This window comes from Lichenihabitans sp. Uapishka_5 (assembly GCF_033947565.1).
Lineage (GTDB): Bacteria > Pseudomonadota > Alphaproteobacteria > Rhizobiales > Beijerinckiaceae > Lichenihabitans.
In genome coordinates this window covers 1-26,443 of record NZ_JARPVX010000055.1, presented here as the reverse complement: position 1 = coordinate 26,443, position 26,443 = coordinate 1, and the positions used below count along the sequence as shown (strand labels likewise).

Here is a 26,443-nt window from a genome sequence, read left to right as displayed (position 1 = left end):
CGCTGGAGGTGGGCGACAATGCGCCCGGGTTGCGGATCGTGCTGCGGCTGCCGCTGGCCGGCGCAGCAGTCCCGGCGCTGCCGCCCCCGCACGTGCCGTGATGGCGGCCGGCGCAACCCTGGCGGACGCGTTGCGTGCGGGCCCGCGCGTTGCCGATCCTGGCAGGGTGGCGGCCCTGATGACGGATCTGCGGGCGGTTGTGGCGGAAGGGAGCGCCTTGGCTCGCCTCATCCAGGCGCCTGTGGTGGCCAGCCTGCTGGCCGCGGTGGCGGACCACTCGCCCTACCTTTGGCGCCTCGTCCTGGCCGACCCCGGCCGCCTCGCGGCCCTGCTGACGGCATCGCCCGAGGCGACGCTCGAGCGCGGTCTCGCGACGCTCGCCATGCGGCTCGATGATCCGGCCCTGACGCCTGCGGCCGCCATGCCGATCCTGCGCCGGGCTCGTCAGGAGGTGGCGCTGCTGGTGGCCCTGGCGGATCTCGGCGCTGTCTGGTCGCTCGAACAGGTGACGGGCGCCCTGACGCGTTTCGCCGAGGCGGCGGTCGGGGGCGCCCTGGCGGTGCTGGTGCGCGAGGCGGCGGCGCTCGGGCGCCTGCGGCCGGGCACGCAGGCGGCGACCAGCGGGTTGACCGTGCTGGCGCTCGGCAAGGCCGGGGGGCGTGAGCTCAATTATTCGAGCGACATCGATCTCGTGGTGGTGTTCGATCCCGCCGCTGCCGTAGTGCCCGATGCCGCCGCCCCGGGCCCCATCTTCGTGCGGCTGACGCAAGCGCTAGTCCGCCTGCTGCAGGATCGCACCGGGGATGGCTTCGTGCTGCGTGTCGATCTGCGGCTGCGGCCCGATCCCGCCTCCACGCCGGTGGCGATCGCGCTCCCGTCGGCCTTCAGCTATTACGAGACGCTCGGGCAGAACTGGGAGCGGGCGGCCTTCATCAAGGCGCGTCCGGTGGCGGGCGACCGGGCGCTCGGCGACGCCTTTCTGCGCGATCTCGAACCCTTCATCTGGCGCAAATATTTCGATTACGCCGCCATCGCCGACATTCACGCCATGAAGCGGCAGATCCACGCGGTGCGGGGCCAGGGGACCGTGGCGGTGGCCGGGCAGGACGTGAAGCTCGGCCGCGGCGGCATCCGCGAGATCGAGTTCTTCGTGCAGACCCAGCAATTGATCTTCGGCGGACGACGCCCGGCCCTGCGTGGTTCCGGCACCGTGGCCATGCTGGCGGCGCTGGCGCAGGATGGCTGGATCGATGCGGCCGCGCGGGACGAGCTTGGCGCCGCCTACCGCTTCCTGCGCAGCGTCGAACATCGTCTGCAGATGATCGGCGACCAGCAGACCCATCGCCTGCCGGATGAGCCCGAGGCGCTCGCCCGCTTCGCGGCCTTCATGGGCTTCGCCGACGAGGCCGCCTTTACGGCCGCGACCCTGGCCCATCAGCGTCGCGTGCAGCACCATTACGCCCGGTTGTTCGAGGATGCGCCGGACCTCGCGGCTGAAACCGGCAGCCTCGTGTTCACCGGCACGGGCCATGATCCCGCGACGCTGGAAACCCTGGCCCGGCTCGGTTTCGCGCGGCCGGCCGATGCGTCCGAGCTCGTGCGCGGCTGGCATTTCGGCCGCCGCCCGGCTGTGCGCACCCCACGGGCCCGCGAGGTGCTGACCGAGCTGGTGCCGGCCCTGCTGCAGGCGTTTTCACGCACGCGCGACCCCGATGGCGCGCTCGGCACCTTCGACACGATGCTGGGCCGGATGACGGCGGCCGGCGAACTCCTAGCCCTTCTGCGCGCCAACGCCGAGCTGCGCGCCATCTTCGCCGACATCCTCGGGTCGGCACCGCGCCTCGCCGCCACGGTGGCGCAACGGCCGCATGTGCTCGACGTCGCCATCGACCCGACATGGCTCGACGCCACTGCCGGAACGGTGCGCCGCCGCGTCGCCACGATGCTGGACGGCGCGCCCGATACCGAGGGCTTCCTCGATCGGATGCGCGACGGCGCCCGCGAAGACATGTTCCTGGCCGGATTGCGGGCCCTGACGGGGGTCGACGACGTCGCCGCCTCGCAGGCCATGCTGAGCGACCTAGCCGATGCCCTGATCGCGGCCGCGCTCGAGCGGGCCCGCGCCGACCTCGCGGGTCTGCATGGTGGGTTCCGAAGCGGAGCCTGCGTGGTGCTCGGCATGGGGCGGCTCGGATCGCGGGAGATGACGATCGAATCCGACCTCGACCTCGTGCTGCTTTACCGGACCGACCCGGAGGAGGCGGAAAGCGACGGCCCGCGTCCGCTCGATCCCGGCCGCTATCATGCCCGCCTGACGCAACGGCTCATCGCGATACTGACGAGCCAGACCCGCCGGGGCGGCCTTTACGCGGTGGACCTGCGGCTGCGGCCCTCGGGCCGGCAGGGCCCGGTTGCGGTGCTGGTGTCCGCCTTTGCGGCCTATCAGAAGGGGGAAGCCGCGGTCTGGGAGCATATGGCGTTGACCCGGGCCCGGGTCGTGGCCGGCGACGCGTCGCTGACGCTCGAGGTGGAGTGCGTCGTCGCGGCGGCCTTGCAACGGCCGCGGGATGCGGCAGCCCTCGATCAGGCTGTCGTGGCCATGCGGACCCTGGTGGCCCGGGAGCGCGGCGAGGCCCGACTGTGGGATATGAAGAATGCGCCTGGCGGGCTGATCGACATCGAATTCCTCGCCCAGGCCATGCTGCTCGGTCACGCCGCACGCCATCCCAGCCTATGCCGGCGCCACCCGGCGCTGATCCTCACCGAGGCCGGTCGCCTCGGCCTGCTGGCCGCCGACGGCTTGGGGGCCTTGCTGGACGCCCATCGGCTGCAGGCGACGATCCTGCACCTGCTGCGGTTCATGGGGGGACCGGCCGCCGAGCCGCAGACTCTCGGCCGCAGCCCCATCGACCGGCTTTGCCGAATCACCGACCAGCCCGATCTCGCGCATCTCGAGGTCGACCTGCTGGCGAAGCGCGCGGCCGTCCGGCAGATCTGGGATCAGGTGTTCGCCGGCATCGACCTCACAACCGGCTGATCAGGCGGATCAACAGCCAGCCGATCAGCCCCCACCAGGGGATCGTCAGCACGAGGCCGAGAATCACCAACCCGACGCAGAAGACTGCCTTGATCCGTTCGACCACAGGAAAATTCCGGTGCGACGGACCCGATCCCCGCGAGGGAAAGCCGACGCTGTTCTGACACGGTCTCGCAAGATCGATGCCTGCCGTAAACTGACTAACGTCTCGGCAATGCCGCCTATCCACATGACCAAAATGTGTCACACTGTCGCCGCAACAAAACCTTGTGTTCCGACGTGATCCAGGGGATCGTAAGAAAACAGAACAAGACTAAAGGGGGGCTATAATATGGGCATCATCGCATCCGCCTGGATCGCCGGATTGGCTGTCCTCGCCGTGCTGGTCATGGTGGCGCCGGAGATCGATTTCGGCGACTGAGGGTTGTCGAAGCGCCTGGGCCGCTCGATGCGGCCTCCTGGCGTCGGTGGCCATTGACCGGATCCTGTTCCTGCCTCTATCGCGCATGACGCAGGGACGAGAGCAGGATTATGATGGCAGCATCGACGCACGTGTGCCTGACGCTTGCAGGCGCGGTCTTTCTTTGTTCTGCGGTGCCAGTCCGCGCCGAGGCACCCCTTGCGACAACCGGAATGGTGGTCAGCGCCCAGCATGAGGCCACCGAGGTAGGCGCGGCGATCCTGGCCGCTGGCGGGAATGCCATCGACGCTGCCGTGGCGGTTGGTTACGCCTTGGCTGTGGTCTACCCGGCCGCCGGCAACCTTGGTGGGGGTGGCTTCATGACCCTTCGCCTGGCCGATGGCCGCACCACATTTTTGGACTTTCGAGAAAAGGCCCCGCTCGCCGCAACTGCGACGCTATTCCAAAATGCGAGCGGGCAGGTCGTGCCGGGTCGCTCGACGGAATCCTGGCTGGCCGTCGGGGTTCCGGGAACGGTGGCAGGTCTCGAAGCCGCTCGGGAGCGCTATGGCCACCTGTCCCGGTCGCAGCTGATCGGCCCGGCCCTTCGCCTGGCCCGCGAGGGTTTCGTGCTAGATCGCGGCGATGCGGCCATGTTTGCGAGCGAGACGGAGGCCCTGGCGGCCGACCCGCAGGCCCGCGCCATCTTCACCCACGATGGCCAACCCCTCCAGGCAGGCGATCGTTTGCTGCAACCCGAGCTCGCCACATCGCTCGAACGGATCGTGGCGACAGGCGCCGACAGTTTCAGGGACGGGCCGCTCGGGGCCGCGATTGCCCAGGCCAGCGCCGCCAGCCAGGGCCTCATCACGCGTGACGACTTCGCCCATTACGCGGTGCGCGAGATGGCGCCGATCACCTGCGGCTATCGCGGCACCACGATCATCTCGGCGCCGCCGCCAAGTTCGGGCGGCGTGACGCTTTGCGAGACCCTGAACATCCTCGAGGGCTTCGATCTTCACGCAGCCGGCTTCCACACGGCCCGTGAAGCCCATCTGCTGGTCGAGGCGATGCGGCGGAGCTATCGCGATCGCAACACCCGGCTCGGCGATCCGGCCTTCGTGCAGAACCCCGTCGCGCATCTGACCGACAAAGCCTATGCGGCCACGCTCAGGGCCGGCATCGCGGCTGAGGCCGCAACCCCGTCGGTCGATCTGGCCCCGGCCCCCGCGGTGCCGGAAGGCGATCACACGACCCACTTTTCCGTGGTCGACCGCGACGGCAACGCGGTTGCGGTCACCTACACGCTGAACGGTTGGTTCGGCGCCCACCGGGTGGCGGGTGACACCGGCATCCTGATGAATAACGAGATGGACGACTTTACCGCCAAGCCCGGCGTGCCGAACATGTTCGGGCTGCTGCAAGGGGACGCCAACGCGGTGGCACCCGGCAAGACGCCGCTGAGTTCGATGAGCCCGACGATTGTCATTGAGGACAACCATCTGGCCATGGTCACCGGCAGCCCCGGCGGGTCGCGCATCATCAGCATCGTGCTGCAGGTGATCGTCAATGCGGTGGATCACGGCATGACGGTGGCCGAGGCCGTGGATGCGCCGCGCCTGCATCACCAATACCTGCCCGATGTGGTGGACCTCGAGCCGGGGGCCCTGTCGGCGGCGGTGCGCGACGAACTCGTCCACCAGGGCTACGCCTTTCGCGACCGGCCGGCCTGGGGGCATGCCGAGACCATCATGGTGGGGGGCGACACCCTTGCGGCCGCCCGGGCGTCCTGGGCCTCCGGCCGGCCACTGGCGCTGTTCGGGGCCAATGACCGGCGCGCACCCTCCGGCAGCGCTGTGGGGCGCTGATCGGTGCCGATGTCTGGACGCCTCGAAAACCTTCCGACTCTGCCGGTCTTCTTCAAGCTGCGCGATCGGCGTGTGCTGCTGGCGGGCGGCGGCGAACCGGCGGTCTGGAAGGCGGAGTTGTTGTGCGCCGCCGGGGCCCGCGTGGCCGTAGTCGGGACCGACATCTGTTCCGCCCTCGAAGACCTTGCGACGGAACTCGGCCCGGAGGCGCTGCACCTCCAGCATCGGCCCTGGGTGGATGCCGATTTCACCGATGCCGCCATGGCGCTCGGGGCGATCGAGGTCGATGACGAGGCCGAGCGCTTTGCGGCGGCGGCCCATCGGGCCGGCGTGCCGGTCAACGTCATCGACAAGCCGGCCTTCTGCGACTTTCAGTTCGGCACGCTGGTGGTGCGGTCGCCGCTGGTGCTGGCCATCACCACTGATGGGGCTGCGCCGGTGTTCGGACAGGCACTGCGGGCGCGCCTCGAGGCCTGGATGCCGGAAGGTTTACGAGCCTGGGCACAGGCCGCCAAGGATTGGCGCCCCGCCGTGCAGGATCGCGGCTGGAGCTTCCGCAACCGCCGCCGCTTTTGGGAAGTTTTCGCCGATCGAGCCCTCGAGGAAGCGGACCGGCCGCCGACCGAAGCCGACCGTGCCGCTTGTTTCGACGCCGTCGAAGCGGAGGCGGCCCATCAAGGGGGCTCAGTGACGCTCGTCGGCAGCGGACCGGGGCGGACCGAGTGTCTCACCTTTGCGGCGGCGCGTCGTCTGCAGACCGCCGAGGTGTTGCTTTACGACGCCGAGGTGCCGGCGGTGGTGGTCGGGCTTGGTCGCCGCGAAGCAGAAAAGCGGCTCGTCGCGTCGGAGGAGGCCGGCACTGCGATGGCGCTGGCCGAAGCGTCGCACGGGCGCCGCGTCATCTGGCTCGGGAGCGGCAACCCGGCGACGTGCATCCGGTGGCAGGAACGCAACCGGACGCTTCTTGCCGCCGGAATTCCATGCACCGTCGAGGCGGGCTTGAGTTCCTGCCCGCGCTGCGCGAGGCAGTGCGGGGTCGCTCTGGCGGCTCCCGAAGCCTCGTCGATGTGAGGCTCAGACAGGCGCCTTCGTGGCGGCGTGCAGCATGCCATGGCTGGCATGGCCGCCCTTGCGACCGGCCTGAGCCGCGAGACCGTGATCCTGGGAGAAGCTCCGCTTTTCCGGATCGACGCTCTTGCCACCCTTGCGCCCGGCCTGCGAGGCCAGTGTCGGGTTCTGGGAGAAACTCCGCTTTTCGTTGGGGACGCTTTCACCGCCCTTGCGCGCGATGGCCCGGCGCTTTTCAATGTCCATCGACGCGAAACCGCGGCCGGAGGTTTGCATCGTCTTTCGAGCTTCGGTCATTGCACGCTCTCGTTCAAGGCTTCCCCTGCCTGTGAACGCCGAGCGCAGGGTCGGGTTCCGGTTTGCGGTAGAGAACGGAGTAACCATGCCGGACGACTATTCCCGCACGCTCGCGCTGTTGGAGCGTCTCGTCGCCTTCGACACCGAAAGCACGAAATCGAACCTGCCGCTCATCGAGGCTGTGGAGGCGCATTGCCGCGCCCTCGGGGTTCCGGTCCACCTCGCGCCCAACCCGGACGGCAGCAAGGCGGCCTTGTTCCTCACAATCGGGCCGCAGGTCGATGGCGGCGTCCTGTTGTCAGGTCACACCGATTGCGTCCCGGTGACGGGCCAGAGCTGGAGCAGCGACCCTTTCCAACTGCGGGAAGACAACGGGCGGCTTTATGGGCGCGGCACCTGCGACATGAAGGGCTTCGACGCCATCGCGCTCGCCATGATCCCCGCCTTCCAGGCGGCGGACCTGCGGCGCCCCATCCATATCCTGTTGAGCTACGACGAGGAGCTCACCTGCCTCGGGCCCATGGACATCATCGCCCGCTTCGGCGTCGACCTGCCGAGGCCCGGGATCGCCATCGTGGGGGAGCCCACCTCCCTGCAGGTGGCCGACAGCCACAAGAGCGTTTGCACCTACCGAACGACCGTGCATGGCGTCGAGGCCCATTCGGCGAAGCCGCAACTCGGCGCCAATGCCATTGCGGGCGCCTGCGACCTCGTCGTGGGGCTCGATCGCATCGGACGCCAGCTTGAAAGCGAGCCGGACCGCACGGGCCGCTTCGACCCGCCTTATTCCACCGTCCATTGTGGTCGCATCGAGGGCGGCACGGCGCGCAATATCCTGGCGCGGCGCTGCGAACTATCCTGGGAATATCGCGGCCTGCCCCAGGCGGAGCTCGATGTGGCCCGCCGCGCCTTCGACACCTATGCGGAGCAGGAGGTTCTGCCGCGCCTGAACCGTTTCAATCCCGGCGGCCGGATCGAGACGGTGACGGAAGTCGAGGTGCCGGGGCTGCGACCGGAGCCCGGCTCGGCCGCCGAAGCGCTGGCGCTGCGAGTGGCACGCTCGAACGCCACGATCGCGGTGGCGTTTGCCACCGAGGCGGGCCGCTTCCAGGCAGCCGGCATTCCGACCGTGGTCTGCGGGCCCGGCAGCATCGACCAGGCCCACCAGCCCGACGAATATATCGCGGTGTCGGAACTCCAGAGCGGCATCGCCTTCATGCATCGTCTGATCGACGCCTGCCGCTGAGCTTCCGCTGGCCAAAGCCGAGGGACCACCTAGCTAGGGAAGGGTCACGAGAAAAGGAGAAGAACACGATGGAGACGTTCACGGTACGGCACGGCGCATGGGTCGTGATCGGCGACGGCAAGAAGGCGCTGGTGCTGCATAACGAAGGCGATGCCGAACTTCTGAACCTCCGGCGTGTGTCGGTCCGCGAAAACCACAATCCGGCGACGCGCCAGCAGGGCAGCGACGCACCGGGGCGCTCTTCGTCGCCGGCCGGGGCCGGCAGTTCGTCGATCGCCGGGACCGACTGGCACCAGATCGAGGAAGATCGGTTTGCGGCGTCCTTGGCCGACGACATCAACACGGCGGCCCGGGGGCATCTGTTCAAGGACCTGATCGTGGTGGCGCCACCGAAGACGCTGGCCGAACTGCGCAAAGAGTTCGGCAAGGACACTCAGAAGTGCATCGTCGGCGAACTCGCCAAGGATTACACGCATCACACGATCCCGGAGATCGAGTCGCTGTTATTGACCCATCGGCCGCAATAACCGTCTGCCCCGAGAGGCCCGACACCCGAAGCCACGATGGTCTTCGGGTATCGCTCAATTCATCAGGAGACTTGTCCCATGGCGAATATCGGTCGCACGCCCGGCTCCGAGGAGGCGCCCATCGAAAGCCGTCGCGTCGCAAGCGGTGAAATCGATCCAGCCCAGCCTGTCGGGCCGGACGACGAGCCGGCCCCGGCGCCGGACCTGCCGGAGTTCGGCGAATTCGCGGCCGAGTCGGCTCGACCGTCGCCGCTCGACGACATCGCCGAGATCGAGCGCGAGCAACTCCCGCGCGATTGAGATCGCGCGGGGCCCATGCCTCAGGGGCAGGCCGGGCTGGTGCCCGGGCCTGCCACGGGCGCGACCGGCCCGAGGGGTGGACGGCCCGACAGCCCCCATCCCTGGAGGCTCACCCAGGTGCGCCGATCGAGGCGGAAGTTGTCACAAGCCGCCAAGCCGGCACCCGGTGCGGGGCGCATGCCGGATCCCAGATAGGTGAAGCCGCAACGCTCCAACACGTCGCGCCCTTTCTGGTCGGCGGCGGCCGGCGCAGCCGAAACCGCCGAGGCCAGCTGCATCAGGAAGGCCGTGTGGATCAACGCCTGCAGGGCTTCGGTCATCAGGCCTTCGCCACGCCGGTTGGGCGCAAGGCGGAAGTCGATCGCCATCGCCCCGTCGCGGGCCGCCGTGAGATGGATGATGCCCAGCACGGGGCGACCCTCGGCCTTCTCCTCCAGCATGAGGTGCAACGCCGAACCGCGCTCCGCATCGGCCCGCCATGCCGCGATGCAGGCGGCGGCGGGCAGGCCGTAGCCTTCACCGACCGGCCCGGCGGGTCGCCCCGTCATGGGCGGATCGGCGTCGAAGGCGTCAGCCATCTGGGGCCAGCGCAGCCAAAGGCGGCGGCTCTCGATACGGAAAACCTCGTCCCGGATGATGTCGGGAAACATGGTGCGCTCCCAGTCCTGCGGGCCCGCGATACGGCGGTGCCCGAAACGCGCGAAGGGGGAAATGGCATCCCATCTCCCCCTTACGGGCCGCTCGCGAGAGCGGACTGGACTTTGAAGCGTCGAGGCTGGCTGCCTCAGCTTGGTCTCGCTGAAGCGCGGACCCGTCCACCGGAGTATGGAAACCGGTGGGGGCCCTTCGCCTCAGCTCCCACCTATTCTGCCGCTTGGGCCGTCACGATCGATACGTAGGATCGACCGCTGGATTTCATCGTGAATTGCACTTTGCCGTCCGCCATGGCGAAGAGCGTATGGTCTTTGCCGCAGCCCACATTGGCACCGGGATGCCACTTGGTGCCGCGTTGACGCACAATGATGTTGCCGGACATCGCGGCTTCGCCGCCGAACAGCTTGACGCCGAGGCGACGACCGTCCGAGTCGCGCCCGTTGCGGGATGAACCGCCTGCTTTTTTATGAGCCATGATGTGCTCCGTAGTGTTGCGAAAGGGGCGAGCGCCGAGGGCGCGTCAGCTCCGTTGAGACTCATATGGCACGAAACGGGTGCGTTGCGAACCCGTTTCGTGTTCGGCTGAAGCGCCGTTCAGGCTGCGCTGGCTTCAGCCGCGCCTTCGCTCGGGGCCTTCGGGGTCGGCTGCTTGCCGCCCGTCAGGATCTCGGTGATCCGCACGATCGTCAGGTCCTGCCGGTGGCCGCGCTTGCGACGCGAGTTCTTGCGGCGGCGCTTCTTGAAGGCGATGACCTTGGGGCCGCGCTTCTGCGCGACGATCTCGGCCGCCACGCTGGCGCCCTCCACCAGCGGCGCCCCGAAGGCCGTCGTGGCGCCGTCGAAGAAGCTCAGCACTTCGCCGAAGGTCAGCGTCTCGCCCGCCTCGCCCGGCAGGCTCATCACGGTGATCTCGTCGTTGGCGGCAACCTTGTATTGTTTGCCGCCGGTCTTGATAACTGCGAACATCGTTGTCTCCGTGTTCATCCGGTCGTCGACGCGGGATGCGCCGCAACCGTCTTTTTGGCAGTGAACCAGCTTGATGCCCGGATGGCCGCGCGAAAGGCAGCCGGCACGCGAACGCGCTCCGGACCCGGGCTGCCTAGACCGTAGCCGTGGGATTTGTCAAGGCGGTGTGAGGCCGAAGCCGCCGCCTTAGTCTGGCGCTCGAAGTGGCGGCACGGAGGATGCCACATATGGGGCAGATTGCAGGTGCCCGGCGCCTGGATAACCGTCGTCGAGGCGACGGATCACGGGTGCGAAGCCGGACAAGCCACCCTGGAGTGCGGGATCGCCGCTACCGAAGCGCGAAACTCGACTGCTTGGCCCCTCGAATCGAACGAAAAAGCCCGCCCGGAGATCCTCCGGGCGGGCGATGGTCGATCGGGTGCGATCAGGACCGGATGGTGGTCTTCACGTCCACGTTGCCGCGCACGGCATTCGAATACGGGCAGATGCCGTGGGTGGCTTCAACCAGCTTCTCGGCCTGATCCTTCGGCATGCCCGGCAGGTAGACGTCGAGGTCGGCCGTGATGCCGAAGCCGCCTTCCGAGCGGGGACCGATGCCGATCTTGGCCATCACCGTGGTGCCGTCCGGCACGGTGGTCTTCAGCTGCTGGGCGCCGACCCGCATGGCGCCGAGGTAACAGGCCGAATAGCCGAGGGCGAACAGCTTCTCGGGGTTGGCGCCGTCGCCGCCCGGGCCGCCAAGCTCCTTCGGCACGGTGAGCTGCAGCGCCATCGTGCCGTCTTCGAGGGTCGCCTTCCCGTCGCGGCCGCCGCCGGTCGCGGTGGCGGTGGTCTTGTACTTGGCATCAACCGGCATGGTGAACTCCATCTGTGTTGCCCCTCCCGCACAGGTCCGGCGGGAGATGGGGGGATAACCCGGAACCGCCGCGGCGGTTTCGGATCGGATCAGGATGCCGGATCGGCATCGTCTCGATGATGGCCGTCCAGGGCAGCCATCAAACTGGAGCGCAATCGCAGGAGGTCATCCCGCAGCGTCGTGATTTCTGTGCCAGACCGCCCCATGGCGCAGGCCATGGCTTCGGGCAGGCTCCGGGCCTTGTCGCGCAAGGCGGTGCCGCGTGGCGTCAGCCAGATGCGGACCTGCCGCTCGTCGGTCTGGTTGCGGCGGCGCTCCACCAAGCCCGCCGCCTCGAGCCGCTTCAACAGTGGCGTCAGCGTGCCGGAGTCGAGAAACAGCCGCCGGCCGATGTCTCCCACCCCGATATCGTCCCGCTCCCACAGCACCAGCATGGCGAGATATTGCGAATACGTCAGGCCCAGAACTTCGAGCAGGGGCGCGTAGGTCCGCCCCACCGCATTGGTGACGGAGTAGAGCGCGAAGCAGAGCTGGCTTTCAACGCTATGGAGCGGGCCGCGACCGCCATTCGGGACATCATCCATCATCATCGTGCTGAATCGATAGCAAACAATTATATTGCACGCAACCGTTTGTAGACTGTTTTTTGTCGCGCCGGTCCGACCATCAAGCGGCTTCCGCAATCGAGCGAAGAAGCGCTAAAACAGAAGAAGGTGGCAGAGCCGCCGGGCGCAAAGGTCCGCCATAAGGACGGCGCCAACCGGGAGGGTTCCATGAGCGCCATCGCGTTTCCGCAGCCGGACCCCGGGATCCTGGCCCGGCGCGCCGCCATCCTGAGCGGCCTGGCCGAGCTGGTGCCGCCCGAATGCCTGGTGACCAGCGAAGACGAGCGGCGTGCCTTCGAGACCGATGGCCTGACGGCCTATCGCCGCCTGCCGATGGCCGTGGTGTTGCCGCGCTCGACGGCGGAAGTGTCGGCTGTGCTGCGCTTCTGCCACGACGTAGGCGTCAAGGTGGTGCCGCGCGGTGCCGGCACCTCGCTTTGCGGTGGCGCCATTCCGCAGGAAGATGCGGTGGTGCTGGGCGTCGCCAAGCTGAACAAGATCCTCGAGGTGGATTACGGCAACCGCGTCGCGCGCGTCGAGGCGGGCGTCACCAATCTGTCCATCACGGCCGCGGTCTGCGGCGACGACTTCTTCTACGCCCCGGACCCCTCGTCGCAACTCGCCTGCACGATCGCCGGCAACATCGCGATGAACTCCGGCGGCGCGCATTGCCTCAAATACGGCGTCACCACCAACAACGTGCTGGGTGTCCGCATGGTGCTGGTGGACGGCACCGTGGTGGATATCGGCGGCCCGCACCTCGATGCCGGCGGGCTCGACCTGCTGGGCCTGGTGGTGGGGTCGGAAGGGCAGCTCGGCGTCGTGACGGAGGCCACGGTGCGTATCCTGCGCCTGGCCGAGGGGGCGCGGCCGGTGTTATTCGGCTTCCCGAGCGTCGATCAGGCCGGCGCCACCGTGGCGGCCATCATCGGGGCCGGCATCATCCCGGTGGCGATCGAATATATGGACAGGCTCGCCATCGAGATCTGCGAGAACTTCGCCCAGGCCGGCTATCCCCTCGACGTCGAGGCGATGCTGATCATCGAGGTCGAGGGATCGGAGGCCGAGATCGAGGCGCAACTCGCCCGTATCGTGGCCATCGCCCGGCAGCACGGCGTTGCGACGGTCAAGGAAAGCCGCTCCGCCATGGAAACGGCGGCGATCTGGAAAGGCCGCAAATCGGCCTTCGGGGCCACGGGCCGCATCGCCGATTACATCTGCATGGACGGCACCATCCCGACCGGTCGCCTGCCCGAGGTGCTGCAGCGCATCGACGCGCTCTGCGCCGAACACGGGCTGCGCGCCGCCAACGTGTTCCACGCCGGGGACGGCAATCTGCATCCGCTGGTGCTGTACAACATCAACGACCCCGTCGAGCAGGAAAAGGCCGAGCATGTCGGCAACGAGATCCTGAAGCTTTGCGTCGCGGTGGGCGGCTGCCTGACGGGCGAGCACGGCGTCGGTATCGAAAAGCGGGACCTGATGGTGTTCCAGTTCGGGCCGCAGGACCTCGCGCAGCAGATGCGGGTGCGTGCGGCCTTCGACCCGCACTGGCTGCTCAATCCGGCCAAGGTGTTCCCGCTCGAAGGCCGGGCGGCGGCGTGACCTTGCTGGAGCCGACGAGCGAACCGGAGGTCGTGGCCCATGTGGCGGCGGCGCGGCAGGACCGGCGCACGCTCTCGCTGCGCGGCGGCGGGACGCAGGTCGGGCTTGGTCGACCGGTGGCGGCCGATGTTATTCTGTCGTGTCGCGCCCTGACGGGCATCACCCTGCATGAGCCCGCCGAGCTGGTGATCGCGGCCTGGGCCGGCACGCCCGTGGCCGAGGTGGAGGCCGCACTTGCCTCGACGGGGCAGATCCTGCCCTTCGAGCCCGTCGATCTGCGTCCCCTTTACGGCACCGCGGGGGCGCCGACGCTTGGCGGGGTGGTGGCGGGCAATTGGTCGGGGCCACGCCGCATCCAGGCCGGGGCGGCGCGCGACCACCTGATCGGGGTGCGGTTCGTCAACGGGCGGGGCGAGGCCATCAAGTCCGGTGGCCGGGTGATGAAGAACGTCACGGGGCTCGACCTCGTGAAGCTGCAATGCGGCGCCCAGGGCACGCTGGGTGTTCTCACCGAAGTGACCTTCAAGGTGCTGCCGCGGCCCGAGAGCACCCTGACCCTCGCCTTCGCGGGCCTCGACGATCGGCGTGCCGTGGCGCTGCTGACGGCGGCGCTCGGCTCGCCCTACGAGGTGTCGGGCGCCGCCCACCTGCCGCCCGGCGTCGAGGGCGCGGGCGCCCGCACGCTGTTGCGCCTCGAGGGCTTCGCGGCCTCGATCGCCTACCGGGCCGACCAGCTCGCCACCCTGCTGCACCGCTACGGTGGTCCGGCGATGATCGAAGGCGACGCGGCGGCCGCGCTCTGGGCTGCGGTGCGGGACGGCCGCTTGCTGGCCGAGCCGCGGGACCGCGCCGTGTGGCGGATCTCCGTGCCGCCGACGCAGGGGCCCACCCTGGTGGACGCGCTGCGGGGCAGGCTGGCCTTCGCCCATCTGTACGACTGGGGCGGCGGCCTGATCTGGCTCGCCACCGCGGTCGAGCGGGATGCCGGCGCCACGGCGATCCGCGACGCCCTCGCGCTGATCGGTGGCCACGCCACGCTGCTGCGGGCGCCGGATGCGGTGCGGACCCGCGTGCCGGTGTTCCAGCCGCTGGCCGCGCCCCTCGCGGCGGTGGTGGCCCGCGTGAAAGCGAGCCTCGACCCCGACCTTATCCTCAACCGCGGGTTCATGGTCGCCGAAGGCTGACCGCGCCCAACAGGGACCCCGACGCGATGCAGACCAACTTTGCCCTGGCGCAACTGGCCGACCCGCACATGCGGGAGTCCGAAAGCATCCTGCGCAGCTGCGTCCATTGCGGCTTCTGCACCGCCACCTGCCCGACCTACCTGCTCGAGGCCGACGAACTCGATAGTCCCCGCGGTCGCATCTACCTCATGAAGGACATGCTGGAGGGCGGCAAGGCCGCCACGGCTGAAGTCGTCACCCACATCGATCGCTGCCTTTCGTGTCTGTCCTGCATGACGACCTGCCCGTCGGGGGTGCATTACATGCACCTCGTCGACCACGCTCGCGCCCATATCGAGACCACGTTCCGGCGCCCCCTGGCCGACCGGGCCCTGCGGTGGTTGCTGGTGAGCGTCCTGCCCCATCGCAACCGCTTCCGGTTGGCGCTGCTGGCAGCGCGGTTTGGCAAGCCGCTGCGGCCGCTTCTGGCCCGCCTGCCGGGCGCGGGCCGGCGGCTTGCGGCGATGCTCGACCTCGCGCCTGCCGTCCTGCCGTCGCGCTCCGCCCAGGAGCCGGGCCGCACCCTGAAGGCCGCTACGCCGCCGGCCGCCGGCCGCCGTCGCGTCGCCATGCTGACTGGCTGTGCCCAGGCGGTGCTGCGGCCCGGCATCAACGAGGCCGCCATCCGTCTGCTCAACCGCTCTGGCGTCGACGTGGTGCTGCCGAAGCGCGAGGGCTGCTGCGGCGCGCTCGTCCACCACATGGGGCAGGAGGCCGAGGGCCTCGCCCTGGCGCGCCGCGCCATCGACGTTTGGACGCGTGAGATCGACCACGGCGGGCTCGACGCCATCCTGGTCACCGCCTCGGGCTGCGGCACCACGATCAAGGATTACGGCTTCATGCTGCGTGACGACCCGGCCTATGCGGCCAAGGCCAAGCTCGTGTCCGGCCTAGCGCGCGACGTCACCGAATATCTCGCCGGCCTCGACCTGCCCAAGCAGGCCCCGGCCAAGCTGACGGTCGCCTATCATTCGGCCTGCTCGATGCAGCACGGCCAGAAGATCATCGATGGGCCGAAGCGGCTGCTGCGCCAGGCCGGTTTTACGGTCAAGGATGTGCCGGAAGGCCACATCTGCTGCGGCTCGGCCGGCACCTACAACATCCTGCAACCGGACTTCGCCGAACGGTTGCGGGCCCGCAAGGTGGCCAACATTGCCAAGACGCGGGCCGACGTGATCGCCACCGGCAACATCGGCTGCATGACGCAGATCGCCAAGGGTACCGACACCCCCATCCTGCACACGGTGGAACTGCTCGACTGGACCAGCGGCGGTCCGGTGCCGGAGGGGCTCGAGGCGGTGCTGGCCCGACAGGCTGTCGCTGTCCCGGCCTGAAGGCGATCAGGCCCAGTCGCGAGGGCGGTTGATCAGCACGAAGTCGTCGGCCTCGGTCGCCTGGGTCTTCAGCCAGTCCCGGGCCGCGTCCGACAAGCGCGCGACCTTATCGGCCTTGAAGCCCTTGTGAGTTTCGTCGAGCTCGAGCGTGGTGATGACCACGAGAAGCCGACGCGTCGTCCCGTCCTGGCCGCCCCCGGTGGTCCAGACTTTGGCGTCGCGGGCCAGCGGATGCTTGAAGGTCGCGGCCATCGGAACTCCTTGAAAAGACATGATCGGGTTCATGCCGTCATGCCGATGTCACAATCAACCCCGCCGCTTTCGCCTTCGGAAACGTTATGCCGGTGCGGTCCGGCGCGGCTCGTGCGGGCACGGGACGGCAACCCGCGGCGGAGCGATCACTGCCGCCGGCCCGAAAGGCTAAGGCTTCATTAAGAAACTGTCACACGGGCCGGCTATGACGGAGAACGTGTCCGGAGTTCGCCAATGTCCAGCTTGTCCGCCGTCCCACGCGCCGCGCCGGCGCCCGACCGGCCGAAGGTGCAATACCCGGCCAGCCACGGCACGCTGGTGGGCGTGTTCGGCCTCATGGCCGTCGGGCTCGCCTTTACGGCCTACAGCATCTGGAACGACGTCCGCGAGGCGGGGCCGGCCACCCACTCGCCGCTCGCCTATCTGCTGCTCGCCGTCGCGCTGGTGATCGCGCTCGGCTTCGAATTCGTCAACGGCTTTCACGACACCGCCAATGCGGTGGCGACCGTCATCTACACCCATTCGCTGAAGCCGAACCACGCCGTGGTGTGGTCGGGGTTCTTCAACTTTCTCGGCGTGCTGTTCTCGACCGGCGCCGTGGCGTTCGGCGTGGTGTCGCTGTTGCCCGTCGAACTCATCCTGCAGGTCGGGTCCGATGCCGGCTTCGCCATGGTGTTCGCGCTGTTGATCGCGGCCATCATCTGGAATCTCGGCACCTGGTGGCTGGGATTGCCGGCCTCGAGCTCGCATACGCTGATCGGCTCCATCATCGGGGTCGGGGTCGCGAACGCCATGGTGCATGGCCGCAGCGGCACTTCGGGCATCGATTGGGAGCAGGCGGCCAGCATCGGCAAGGCGCTGCTGATTTCGCCGCTGGTCGGCTTCTTCGCGGCCGGGGCGCTGCTGCTGCTGATGAAGCTGGTGATCCGCTCGAAGCAACTCTACCAGGAGCCGAAGTCCGAAGCGCCGCCGCCGCGCTGGGTCCGGGCGCTGTTGATCTTCACCTGCACGGGCGTGAGCTTCGCCCATGGGTCGAACGACGGCCAGAAGGGCATGGGGCTCATCATGCTCATCCTGATCGGTACCGTGCCGACCGCCTATGCGCTGAACCGCGCCGTGCCGGACAGCCAGGTGCCGCATTTCGAGCAGGTCGCGCAGGACGCCTCGCGGATCGTCGACGCCAAGGCCGCCGGCCGCGCCGCCACGGGCGATCCGCGGCCGGCCGTCACGGGCTTTATCCGGGACAGCCGGATCGAGGACGCCACCTATCCGGCGCTGTCCGTGCTGATCCGCGACGTGTCGGACCAGGTGAAGGGATACGGCACGCTGAGCCGCATCCCGCCCGAACAGGTGCGCAACACCCGCAACGACATGTATCTCGTCTCGGAAGCGCTGCGGAAGCTGCCAAAGGCGCAGAATAGCGGCCTGAGCGCCGACGACACCAAGGCGCTGGCGGCCTACAAGGGCGAACTCGACCATTCGACCAAGTTCATCCCCACCTGGGTGAAGATCGTTGTGGCGCTGGCGCTCGGCCTCGGCACGATGATCGGCTGGAAGCGCATCGTGGTGACGGTCGGCGAGCGCATCGGCAAGACGCATCTCACCTATGGCCAGGGTGCCGCGGCCGAACTCGTCGCCATGGCCACCATCGCGGCAGCCGATCGCTTCGGCCTGCCGGTCTCGACCACCCACGTGCTGTCGTCGGGCGTCGCCGGCACCATGGCGGCCAACGGGTCGGGTGTGCAGATGGAGACCATCCGCAACATCCTGCTCGCCTGGGTGCTGACGCTGCCTTGCGCGATCCTGTTGTCGGGCAGTCTTTACGTGGTGTTCAGCCGCTTGTTTTGAGCCCGCGACCCCGTCAGGCGGCCATTCGTCGGTTGTCTCCGGCAGGGCTGTCGGGCGGGCCGAGCCGGAAGGCCGCCATCAACGCCACCAGGTCCTCGACGTCCTGGAACAGGCTTTGGCCGATAACGGCGGTTTCCTGCACCCGGGCGGCGTTCTGCTGGGTCAGTTGATCCATGTCGCGCACGGCCGTGTTGATCTGGCCGAGCCCGTCGGCCTGCTCCTGCGCGGCTCCGGCGATCTTCCCCACGAGATCGTTGGCCGAAGCCACATGGGCGAGGATCTGATCGAGGGCGACGCCGGTGCCGCCCACCAGCGCCACGCCCTGCTGGACGCTGCGGGAGGAACTGGCGATCAAGGCGCCGATCTCCTTTGCGGCATCGCCCGAGCGTTGGGCGAGGCTGCGCACCTCGGAGGCCACCACCGCAAACCCGCGCCCGGCATCGCCGGCCCGGGCGGCCTCGACGCCGGCGTTCAGCGCCAGCAGGTTGGTCTGGAAGGCAATCTCGTTGATGACGCCGACGATCTGCCCCACCTGGGCCGCCACCGCCTCGATTTCGGCCATCGCGGCGCGCGTTTCCACCATCACGGCGGCGGAGCGCTGGGCGTCGTCGGCGGCCGCGCCGACCACACCGCGCGCCTGATCGGCGCTTTTGGCGCTGTTGCGTACGGTGCCGGTCATCTCGCCGAGGGCAGCGGCCGCTTCTTCGAGGTTTGAGGCCTGCTGCTCGGTGCGGCGCGCAAGGTCGCTCGCGGCCGTGGTCACATCGACGGCAGCGTTGCGGACGCCCGCGATGCCGTCGGCCAGCCGCCCCATCGCCTCGGCGGTCCTGTCCATGGTGGTGTTGAAGTCCAGCCGCAGCGGCTCGTAGTCGGGTGCGAAGACGCGGGCGATGCGCCAGGTGAGGTTGCCGCGTGCCAGATGTTCGAGGCCCTGGGCCAGGCCCGCCAGGGCATCGGCCTGCTGCCGCGCCGTGCGGGCGCGCTCGGCTTCCGATTGTTCGCGGTTGCGCTGCGCTTCGGCCTCGAGGCGTTGGCGCTCCCGCGCGGTTTGATCGAGCGCGACCGCATTATCCTTGAACACCTGCACGGCGCGCGCCATCTCGCCGATCTCGTCGCGGCGGGTCGCGAACGGCACCCCGACCGTGAGCTGGCCCTTGGTCAAGGCCGTCATGGCATCGCGCAGGCGGCGCAGCGGCACGGCCGTGGTGCGGCCGACATAGATCGCGATGGAGAGCCCGACGAGCACCGCCAAGCCGATGGCGGTCTCGATGATGCGCGCCGTGCGGATGCGGGCGGCATCGAGCGCCGTGGCAGTGGCGGTTTCGCGCGCCGCGATGGTGTCTTCCACACCTTGCAACTGCGGGCCGATCAGGTCGAAGTCGCCCGTCAGGGTTTCGGCCGCGAGCATGAAATTCTTTTCGGCCTCACCCCAGGGTCGGAAGGCGGCGCCGTAATCCTTCAGGGCCTGTGCCAAGGCATCCTTGCGCTCGGCCGGCAGCCCGGACTTGGTGAGCCGGCGCTCGAACCGCCCATAGGCGATCTCCCAATTGCCGAGCAATTCCGCGTTCAGGGTCAGGCGATAAGCGCCCTCGATCTGCCGCAGGGTCCCGGCCAGGACTTGAAGGCGCAGGGCGTCATCATCGTCGGAAGCGCCCGCCGCGGCCGTGGCGGCCACATCGAGGCCGTCCGATGCCTTGTCCATGCTGGCCACGAGGCCCGCGTCGCCGGCGAGCGCCTGCCGCAGGGCTTCGACCGCCTCGAACTGGCTGCCGATGGTGCTGATGCCGTTCCGCAGGGCCGCAAGGTCAGGGTCCGACCCCGTCGCCTTCGGGCCGGCCGCAAGGGCCTGCACGGCCTGCCCGAGCGTGCCCTGGACGGCCCGGAACGCATCCGCGTCGGCGTCGTTACGGCGGAACCGCACGTCCCGGCTGGCGACCTTCAGCTCGGTGCCGATCGATCGGATCGTTTCGGCCCGGAGCCGCATCGCCGCATCGTCGGCATGACGCGCGAAGGCCATGCGATTATCGGCCTCGCTCGACAAGAACACCGAGGCCACCACGGCCAGTCCCGCCACGAAAGCGACGCTGACGAGCGCGATCCGGCTTTGGACATTCAAGCGACCTGCGAGACGCTGCATCGAGACCCTACACCCTTGTTGCAACGCACAGGGTAGGCAGGTGCCTTTAACAAGCTCGCCGCATCGGCGATGCCTGGGGACGACAACGCCGGAATTTCAGGCCGGTCAGGGCGGCAATCTGTGCAACTGGCTACCGGACCCCTGCCGCTCGGCCCGCCATCACCGCACGGGGCGGCGAAAGCGCCGGCCTTCGCCGAGCCACGACAACACGGTCGCGCCGAGCAGCAGCAACAGGCCGAGCAGGCCGGTGGCGATCGGCCACAACCCGACGCCGCGCACCTGACTCGACTCCGTCCGCTTGATGCCGACGTAATCCGAGCCGTCGTAGCGGGGCGCGGCGTGCATCGCCACGAGGCGCGGCAGCGCCACCTCGGCGCCGGCCCCCGACGCGATGCGGCGGACGCTGCCGCCGGTGGCGGCCGCGAGGGCCGCAAGGCGGTCGGGCGTCGACACCACATCCTGGAACTCGCGCGGGTTCTCGGGCCCCACATTGGCCAGCACCGATAGGCTGCCGTTGGTGACCCGGTACAGACCGAGCTCGTGCGTTTCCACCATGGCGCGCGCCAGTCCCGGCGCCTCGTCGACGAGCGGCAGGGTTTGTTGCAGGCCCGAGGGCGCCGTGACGGTGAGCGGCTCGGCGCTGCCTTTGACGCTTTGGCGTTCCACCACGAGATCGCGGCCCCGCACGCTGGCCCTTAGGGCTTCGTCTTCAAGCTCCGGCTCCTTCATCAGCCAGTGAGCGAGGCGGCGGAACAGGTCGAGGTAAGGGCCGCCATCCTCGAAGCCGCGCGCCCAGAGCCACATTTGATCGCTGAGCAGCAGCCCGACGCGGCCCTTGTCCTCGTGCGACAGGACGAGCAGCGGCTCGCCCTTGGCGCCCGACAGAATGGGCGTGCCCTTGGTGACGACAGCATCGATCTGCCGGAACCAGGGCGCCCAATGGGGCGGGTTGGCATCGGCCCCCGGCAGGCCGCGCGTCACGGGGTGGCGCGCGCCTTCCGCCGTGACGCCCGCCCGGAACGGCGCCTCGGTGAGGCTGCCGGACGGCTTGGCCGGTGTGACGGCCCCGAGCGGTGAGAAGAACAGCCCGTCGGGCGTCGCGAAGTCGGGCCCGGCCGCGATCAACAGGGCGCCGCCGTTGCGGACGTAATTGGCGATATTCTCGAAATAAACGTAGGGCAGGATGGCCTGGTTGGAGAAACGGTCGAAGATGATCAGGTCGAAGTCCTTGATCTTCTGGCCGAACAGCTCGTTGGTCGGAAAGGCGATCAGCGCCAGTTCGTTGATGGGCGTGCCGTCCTGTTTTTCAGGCGGCCGCAGGATCGTGAAATGGACGAGGTCGACATTGGCATCCGACTTCAGGATGTTGCGCCACATGCGCTCGCCCTGGTGCGGCTCGCCCGACACGAGCAGCACTTTTAGCTTGTCACGCACCCCGTCGATGGTGACCACCGCCTTGTTGTTGAGGGCCGTCAACTCGCCCGGGATGGTCGGCACCTCGATCTCGACCACGTTCGGCCCGGCATGGTCGACTCGGACCGGAATATCGATCGCCTGATCGACGCTCGCCTGGAGGCTCGCCACCGGGTTGCCGTCGCGGCGCACCACCACGGTGACGGGCTCGCCTTTGTCGCCGGTGTCGCGCACCCGGATGCCGATCGTCTGGTCCTTGCCGACGAGGCCGAAGCGGGGCGCCTCGGTCAATTCCACCCGGCGGTCGCGTTCGCCTTCGTGGCCCGTCACCAGCACGTGCAGCGGGGCCTGAAAGCCCAGCGCCGCGGCCGCGGCCGGCACATCGTCGACGAGCCCGTCCGTCACCATGAAGACGCCGCCGAGCCGGCTCGGCGGCACATCGGCCAGCCCGGCATGCAGCGCCGAGAACAACCGCGTGCCGTCGTTGCCGGCATCGGTGCGATCGGAGTCGATGATGCGGGTTTCGACGTTGCCGAGCGCCGCCAGGCCCCGTTCCAGCGCCGCGGCCGCGTGGGTGGTCTGGGCGTCCCGGTTGCCGATGGTCTGCGAAGCGCTGCGATCGAGCACCACCGCGACCACGTCCTTCTCGCCCTGGCGATCTTCGCCCACCAACGACGGATTGACGAGCGCCAGCAGGATCAACGCCAGAGCGATGGCCCGAAGCGTCGGGCCACGCCGTTGTCCGGCCAACAGGCCCAAGCCCGTCAGCAGCAGGGCCGCCACCGCAAAGGCGGCCAGGATCGGCCAGGCGATCAGCGGCGACGCATCGATCGAGAAGCTGTTCATCGGGCCGTCGGGCTCATCGGGCGAGCCGTTCCAGAAGGTCGTGCACGTGCACCTGATCGGCCTTGTAGTTGCCGGTCAGCGTGTACATCACGAGATTGATGCCGCCCCTGAGCGCGAGCTCCCGCTGCCGCGCGCCGCCGGGCACCAGCGGGAACAGCGGCTGGCCGTCGGCATCGGCCGCCCAGGCCCCGGCGAGGTCGTTGCCGGTAATCACGATGGGGGACACGCTGTCGCCCGCCCGGGCCGGACGGGCGGCCTCGTTGGCGGAGGGTGGCGGCAGGGCCTCGATCCAGGTCGGCGCCGTGGCGTAGCGACCCACGAAGCCGGCCAGGATATAGAAGGTGCGATTGACCACATGGTCGGCCGGCAGCGGCTCGACCTCGGGCACGTCGATGCCGGACAGCAGTTCGCGCAGCCAGGCGCCTTCGGGGGTCGGCGGACCGCCCGGGCGCTGCGTGAGGGCGTCGCGCGTGTCGAACACCACCGTGCCGCCTTGTTTCATGTAGCTGGCCACGCGCGCCTTGGTGGCGGCGCTCGGTTGCGGCGCCGCGGCCGACACCGGCCAATACAGCAGGGGATAGAAGCTGAGCTCGTCGCGCGACGGATCGACCCCGATCGGGTCGCCCGGCGTCAGCGAGGTGCGGTCGGCGAGCGCGTGCGACAAGGCCGTGAGACCCGACAGGCTGGCCGCATCAAGCCCGGCGTCGCCGCTCATCACGGTGGCGAGGCGCACCGACAAGGCCGATTGCATGTCCTGTTTCGACACTGCGAGTCCGTCGTCAAAGGCCTGGGCCGGCCGCACCGGGCCCCACAGCAGCGCTCCGGCAAGCGCCAGGATCAGGACCGAGGCGGCGGCCGGCCGCCCGGCCCGCAGGCGCCGCAGGCCGCCGCCGAGCCAGAGCGTGGCGAGGCCATCGAGCAGGAACAACACCAGGGCCGTCGTCACCAGCATGGCCCGCAGGTCGATCGGCTCGGAGGCCAGGAGGCTGTCACGGCCGAACGGCAGGCCAGACGCCTCGAAGCGTGTCAGCGTGTCGGCGGGCCCGAACAGGTTCAGCGCCACCAGGGCATCGGCCGGACCATAGAAGCCGGGCGGATGGTCGAGCGACACGGCAGGGGGCGCGCTCGCCACGAAAGGCCGGGCCGCGGGCGGCGGCGCTTCGAGCACGCCGAATCCATCGAGGATGCGGCTCGGCGCCAGGGTGGCGGCCTCCGAGGCCGAGGCCCCCGCCTTGTCGCCCCCACCGGGGGCGACGGTGCCCGATAGGTCGACAATCCGCCGCAGCATGGCGACGAAGAGGCCCGACAGCGGAAGGTTCGACCAGGTGGTGTCGGCCGTGATGTGGAACAACACCACGAGCCCCTTGCCGCGCTTCTCGGCGGTGACCAGGGGCGTGCCGTCCGTCAGCTGCGCCCAGGTCTTGTCGGCGATGCCGGGATCGGGCTCGGCCAGCACCTGCCGGGTCACGGTGACGGCATCGTGCGGCACGAGGCCCGCGAAGGGGCTTTTGGCATCAAAGGGTGCCAGCGGCTTCGGCTGGTCCCACGACAGGGCGCCGCCGAAGCTGCGGCCACCGCGCCGCAGCGCCACCGGCACGAGGTCGTCGGCCTGACCGGCCAGCCGGGCACCGGCAAAGCGCACCAGAACGCCGCCGTCGGCGACGAATTTCTGCAGCCGGTCGTGATCCGCGCCGGGGCCGACGTTGAGGTCGGCCAGCACCATCACCGACGGCTTTTCATCGAGCAGCGCCGCCAACGGATCGGCGGTGCCAACCCGCATCTCGCGCACATCGGCATAAGGGGCGAGCGCCCGGGCCAGGTAGAAGGTCGGCGACAAGAGCGGTTGCGCCACATCGGCCGTGGTGCCCGACACGAGCCCGACGCGGCGTCGTTTCCAGCGGCCGTCGAGCAGGCTGACGGCGCCTGCCGAGGCGACCCCGTCGACCGCCACGCGGGCGATCTCGTTGCGAAGCTCCACCGGCAAGGTCAACGTCGCATGGGTCTCGACCGTGCTGCCGAAGCGGAAATCCGCGTCGCCGACCGGCAGGCCCTTCAGGTCATAGGCATGCAGGCGTCCCTCAGTGGGCGCGCCATTGCCGGCCCGCACGAGGCGGACGTCGAGGTGATCCGGTTGGTTGTCGGTGCCCGCCACCGCGACAGGCGTATCGGCGGCCGTGACAATCGTGGCGGGGTGGCGCGTCGTGAGGCTCGCGAGGCGCTCCGCGAAGGCCTGGGCATGGCCGTTCTCGAGCCCATCGGCGATCCACACCACATCGGCGTCGGGCGACGCCGCCAGCAGGGCCTCGAGCGCCGGCAGCGCGGCGAGCCGGTCGGGCACCACCGGCTGCGGTTTCAAGGCGCGCAGCCGTTCAAGCGTTTGCGAGGCCGTGGCCGGCTGAACGGCGCGGGCGCCGTCCGAGAAGGGCAGCACCACGGTCGGTCGGCCCTGCCGCTCGGCCGCGCTGGCGCGATCGCTGGCCGCCGCGACACGGCGGTCCCAGCCGGGGGCCGCCGCGAAGCCGTCGTCGAGCAGGATCACCAGCGGTCCCGTGCCACCTCCGAGCGCCGGGGGCGGATTCCAGATCGGCCCCGCCATGGCCAGCACGATGGCCGCCGCCACCAGCAGGCGCAGCAGCAACAGCCAGGGCGGCGTGCGGGATGGCGTTTCCTCGCGCGGCCTTTGGTCGAGGATCAGCCTGAGCGGCGGGAACGGCAGGGCGCGCGGCCGTGGTGGCGTGACGCGCAGCAGCCAATACAGCACCGGCAGAGCCGCGAGGGCGACGAGCACCGCCGGCGCCGTGAAGGCGAGCGGAAGGCCGAACATTTACGAGGCTCCGGTGCGGCTGGCGGGCGCCAGGCCGAAGGCCAGGGTCAACAACGCTTGCGCCGCGGAAGCATCGGTCCGGTGCAGCATCGTGGTCCAGCCAACCGCCCGGGCGGCCTCCGTCACGGCCGCGCGATGGGCCGCCAGCCGGTCAAGGTAGAGGGTGCGCATGGCGGACGCCTCGCCGAGGCGCAGCCGGGCGGTCGAATCGGAATCGCGTAATTCCACATGGCCCGCGAAGGGGAACGTGTCCTCCATTGGGTCGGCGATCAGCACCAACTGGCCTTGCGCGCCCGCTGCCGCAAGCCGCGTCAGCGCCGCCGCGATGCGTTCGGGTTCGCTCAGGAAGTCGCCGATCAGCACGCCGCGCGACCGTGCCGGCAGTGGCTCGGGGTGCGGCAGGTCGTCGAGCGCGGCGCCCTGCCGATCCGCCAGCGCCAGCACCTCGGCAAACCGGTCGATCACACCCCGGGTCGCCATGGCGCGACACAAGCCGTGCAGGCCGACGCGCTCGCCGCCGCGCACCAGCAGGTCCGCCATCGCGAGGCCAAGCACCAGGGCACGGTCGCCTTTCGATTGCGGCGCGAGGGTGGATTGAAACCCCATGGAGGGCGAGCGGTCGATCCACAGCCAGACCGTCTGGGCGGATTCCCATTCGCGCTCGCGCACATAGGTGCGGTCGTCCCGTGCCGAGCGGCGCCAGTCGATGTTCGACGCGCTTTCGCCCGACACGAAGGGCCGGAACTGCCAGAACGACTCGCCCATGCCGGCGCGGCGGCGGCCGTGCACCCCGTGGGCAACGCTCGCGGCGATGTGCTGCGCCGTCACGGTAAGGGCCGGCAGCCGGCGCGCAAGCGTTTGCGCGGCCTCGCGGTGCGGAACACCGATCGCGCGCTCATTGGGGCCGAGCAGCCGGGCGTCTGAAGCCATCTAGGCGAGGCGCCCCACGAGCTTCGCCACGATGTTCGGCACGGTTTCGCCCTCGGCCCGGGCCGCAAAGGTCAGCGCCATGCGGTGCTTCAACACCGGCAGCGCCAACGCCTTGACGTCGTCGGTCGAGGGCGACAGCCGGCCGTCGATCAGGGCGCGGGCCCGGGTGGCGAGCATCAGCGCCTGGGCGGCGCGCGGGCCCGCGCC

Annotated in this window: 21 protein-coding genes and 1 pseudogene; 10 read left to right on the top strand and 12 right to left on the bottom strand. The window is 69.3% G+C overall.

Annotation, left to right across the window (positions count from 1 at the left end; all coding sequences use genetic code 11):
- The first annotated feature begins 100 nt into the window (after nt 1–100).
- The 3 genes from P7D22_RS16355 (at nt 101) to P7D22_RS16345 (ending at nt 6,376) form a co-directional block, all read left to right on the top strand.
- A complete protein-coding gene (locus P7D22_RS16355; RefSeq protein WP_319935319.1) occupies nt 101–3,037 on the top strand; it encodes a bifunctional [glutamine synthetase] adenylyltransferase/[glutamine synthetase]-adenylyl-L-tyrosine phosphorylase in 2,937 nt (978 codons plus the stop codon).
- Between the two features lie 534 nt (nt 3,038–3,571).
- Nucleotides 3,572–5,305, top strand: a complete 1,734-nt coding sequence (gene ggt / locus P7D22_RS16350) for a gamma-glutamyltransferase (protein ID WP_442916102.1) — start codon at nt 3,572–3,574, stop codon at nt 5,303–5,305.
- Between the two features lie 9 nt (nt 5,306–5,314).
- On the top strand, nt 5,315–6,376 hold the full coding sequence (locus tag P7D22_RS16345) for a siroheme synthase (protein WP_319935317.1): 1,062 nt from the start codon (nt 5,315–5,317) through the stop codon (nt 6,374–6,376).
- Nucleotides 6,377–6,379: 3 nt separating this feature from the next.
- Here the strand turns inward: P7D22_RS16345 and P7D22_RS16340 are convergent, their stop codons facing one another.
- Nucleotides 6,380–6,670: a general stress protein gene (locus tag P7D22_RS16340; protein WP_319935321.1), complete on the bottom strand. Its 291-nt coding sequence runs from the start codon at nt 6,668–6,670 to the stop codon at nt 6,380–6,382.
- An 85-nt stretch (nt 6,671–6,755) separates the two neighbouring features.
- Here P7D22_RS16340 and argE point away from each other — a divergent pair, with 85 nt between their 5' ends.
- The 3 genes from argE (at nt 6,756) to P7D22_RS16325 (ending at nt 8,743) form a co-directional block, all read left to right on the top strand.
- Nucleotides 6,756–7,916, top strand: a complete 1,161-nt coding sequence (argE, locus tag P7D22_RS16335) for an acetylornithine deacetylase (protein ID WP_319935316.1) — start codon at nt 6,756–6,758, stop codon at nt 7,914–7,916.
- A gap of 68 nt (nt 7,917–7,984) precedes the next feature.
- Nucleotides 7,985–8,443 (top strand): host attachment family protein, encoded by a 459-nt coding sequence (locus P7D22_RS16330; RefSeq protein WP_319935315.1) that lies wholly within the window; start codon nt 7,985–7,987, stop codon nt 8,441–8,443.
- 78 nt (nt 8,444–8,521) lie between these two features.
- A complete protein-coding gene (locus P7D22_RS16325) occupies nt 8,522–8,743 on the top strand; it encodes a hypothetical protein (protein WP_319935314.1) in 222 nt (73 codons plus the stop codon).
- Nucleotides 8,744–8,763: 20 nt separating this feature from the next.
- Here the strand turns inward: P7D22_RS16325 and P7D22_RS16320 are convergent, their stop codons facing one another.
- The 5 genes from P7D22_RS16320 to P7D22_RS16300 all read right to left on the bottom strand — a co-directional run bounded on the left by P7D22_RS16320 (nt 8,764) and on the right by P7D22_RS16300 (nt 11,803).
- Nucleotides 8,764–9,393, bottom strand: coding sequence for a GNAT family N-acetyltransferase (locus P7D22_RS16320; protein WP_319935313.1), 630 nt, complete (start codon nt 9,391–9,393; stop codon nt 8,764–8,766).
- Between the two features lie 212 nt (nt 9,394–9,605).
- Nucleotides 9,606–9,872, bottom strand: a complete 267-nt coding sequence (rpmA, locus tag P7D22_RS16315; protein WP_319935312.1) for a 50S ribosomal protein L27 — start codon at nt 9,870–9,872, stop codon at nt 9,606–9,608.
- A gap of 119 nt (nt 9,873–9,991) precedes the next feature.
- A complete protein-coding gene (gene rplU / locus P7D22_RS16310; RefSeq protein ID WP_319935311.1) occupies nt 9,992–10,363 on the bottom strand; it encodes a 50S ribosomal protein L21 in 372 nt (123 codons plus the stop codon).
- A gap of 424 nt (nt 10,364–10,787) precedes the next feature.
- Nucleotides 10,788–11,219: an organic hydroperoxide resistance protein gene (locus tag P7D22_RS16305; protein WP_319935310.1), complete on the bottom strand. Its 432-nt coding sequence runs from the start codon at nt 11,217–11,219 to the stop codon at nt 10,788–10,790.
- Nucleotides 11,220–11,308: 89 nt separating this feature from the next.
- The gene (locus P7D22_RS16300) at nt 11,309–11,803 is read right to left on the bottom strand and encodes a MarR family winged helix-turn-helix transcriptional regulator (RefSeq protein WP_319935320.1); all 495 of its coding nucleotides are present in this window, start codon (nt 11,801–11,803) and stop codon (nt 11,309–11,311) included.
- Nucleotides 11,804–11,992: 189 nt separating this feature from the next.
- Here P7D22_RS16300 and P7D22_RS16295 point away from each other — a divergent pair, with 189 nt between their 5' ends.
- Genes P7D22_RS16295 through glcF form a run of 3 tightly spaced genes read left to right on the top strand, consistent with a single transcriptional unit; the run spans nt 11,993 to nt 15,986 of the window.
- Nucleotides 11,993–13,429, top strand: a complete 1,437-nt coding sequence (locus P7D22_RS16295) for an FAD-linked oxidase C-terminal domain-containing protein (protein WP_319935309.1) — start codon at nt 11,993–11,995, stop codon at nt 13,427–13,429.
- A complete protein-coding gene (gene glcE / locus P7D22_RS16290; RefSeq protein WP_319935308.1) occupies nt 13,426–14,613 on the top strand; it encodes a glycolate oxidase subunit GlcE in 1,188 nt (395 codons plus the stop codon). The genes P7D22_RS16295 and glcE overlap by 4 nt, the downstream gene beginning before the upstream one ends.
- Nucleotides 14,614–14,639: 26 nt before the next feature.
- Nucleotides 14,640–15,986 carry a glycolate oxidase subunit GlcF gene (gene glcF / locus P7D22_RS16285; protein WP_319935307.1) on the top strand — a complete coding sequence of 449 codons (1,347 nt, stop codon included), beginning with the start codon at nt 14,640–14,642 and terminating at the stop codon, nt 15,984–15,986.
- A gap of 6 nt (nt 15,987–15,992) precedes the next feature.
- Here glcF and P7D22_RS16280 read toward each other — a convergent pair whose 3' ends face one another.
- Entirely contained in the window at nt 15,993–16,238 is a 246-nt protein-coding gene (locus P7D22_RS16280; RefSeq protein WP_319935306.1) for a hypothetical protein, read from the bottom strand.
- A gap of 234 nt (nt 16,239–16,472) precedes the next feature.
- Here P7D22_RS16280 and P7D22_RS16275 point away from each other — a divergent pair, with 234 nt between their 5' ends.
- Nucleotides 16,473–18,086, top strand: a complete 1,614-nt coding sequence (locus P7D22_RS16275) for an inorganic phosphate transporter (protein ID WP_319935305.1) — start codon at nt 16,473–16,475, stop codon at nt 18,084–18,086.
- A 13-nt stretch (nt 18,087–18,099) separates the two neighbouring features.
- On the opposite strand, the gene P7D22_RS16270 is transcribed toward P7D22_RS16275, so the two are convergent.
- The 5 genes and pseudogenes from P7D22_RS16270 to P7D22_RS16250 all read right to left on the bottom strand — a co-directional run.
- Nucleotides 18,100–20,223, bottom strand: coding sequence for a methyl-accepting chemotaxis protein (locus P7D22_RS16270; RefSeq protein ID WP_319935304.1), 2,124 nt, complete (start codon nt 20,221–20,223; stop codon nt 18,100–18,102).
- Nucleotides 20,224–20,382: 159 nt separating this feature from the next.
- Complete coding sequence (locus tag P7D22_RS16265) at nt 20,383–22,482, bottom strand: hypothetical protein (protein WP_319935303.1); 2,100 nt, start codon at nt 22,480–22,482, stop codon at nt 20,383–20,385.
- 13 nt (nt 22,483–22,495) lie between these two features.
- Nucleotides 22,496–25,306 (bottom strand): DUF4159 domain-containing protein, encoded by a 2,811-nt coding sequence (locus P7D22_RS16260; RefSeq protein WP_319935302.1) that lies wholly within the window; start codon nt 25,304–25,306, stop codon nt 22,496–22,498.
- Entirely contained in the window at nt 25,307–26,236 is a 930-nt protein-coding gene (locus P7D22_RS16255; RefSeq protein ID WP_319935301.1) for a DUF58 domain-containing protein, read from the bottom strand.
- Nucleotides 26,237–26,443, bottom strand: a pseudogene (locus P7D22_RS16250) (AAA family ATPase); the annotation flags it as partial.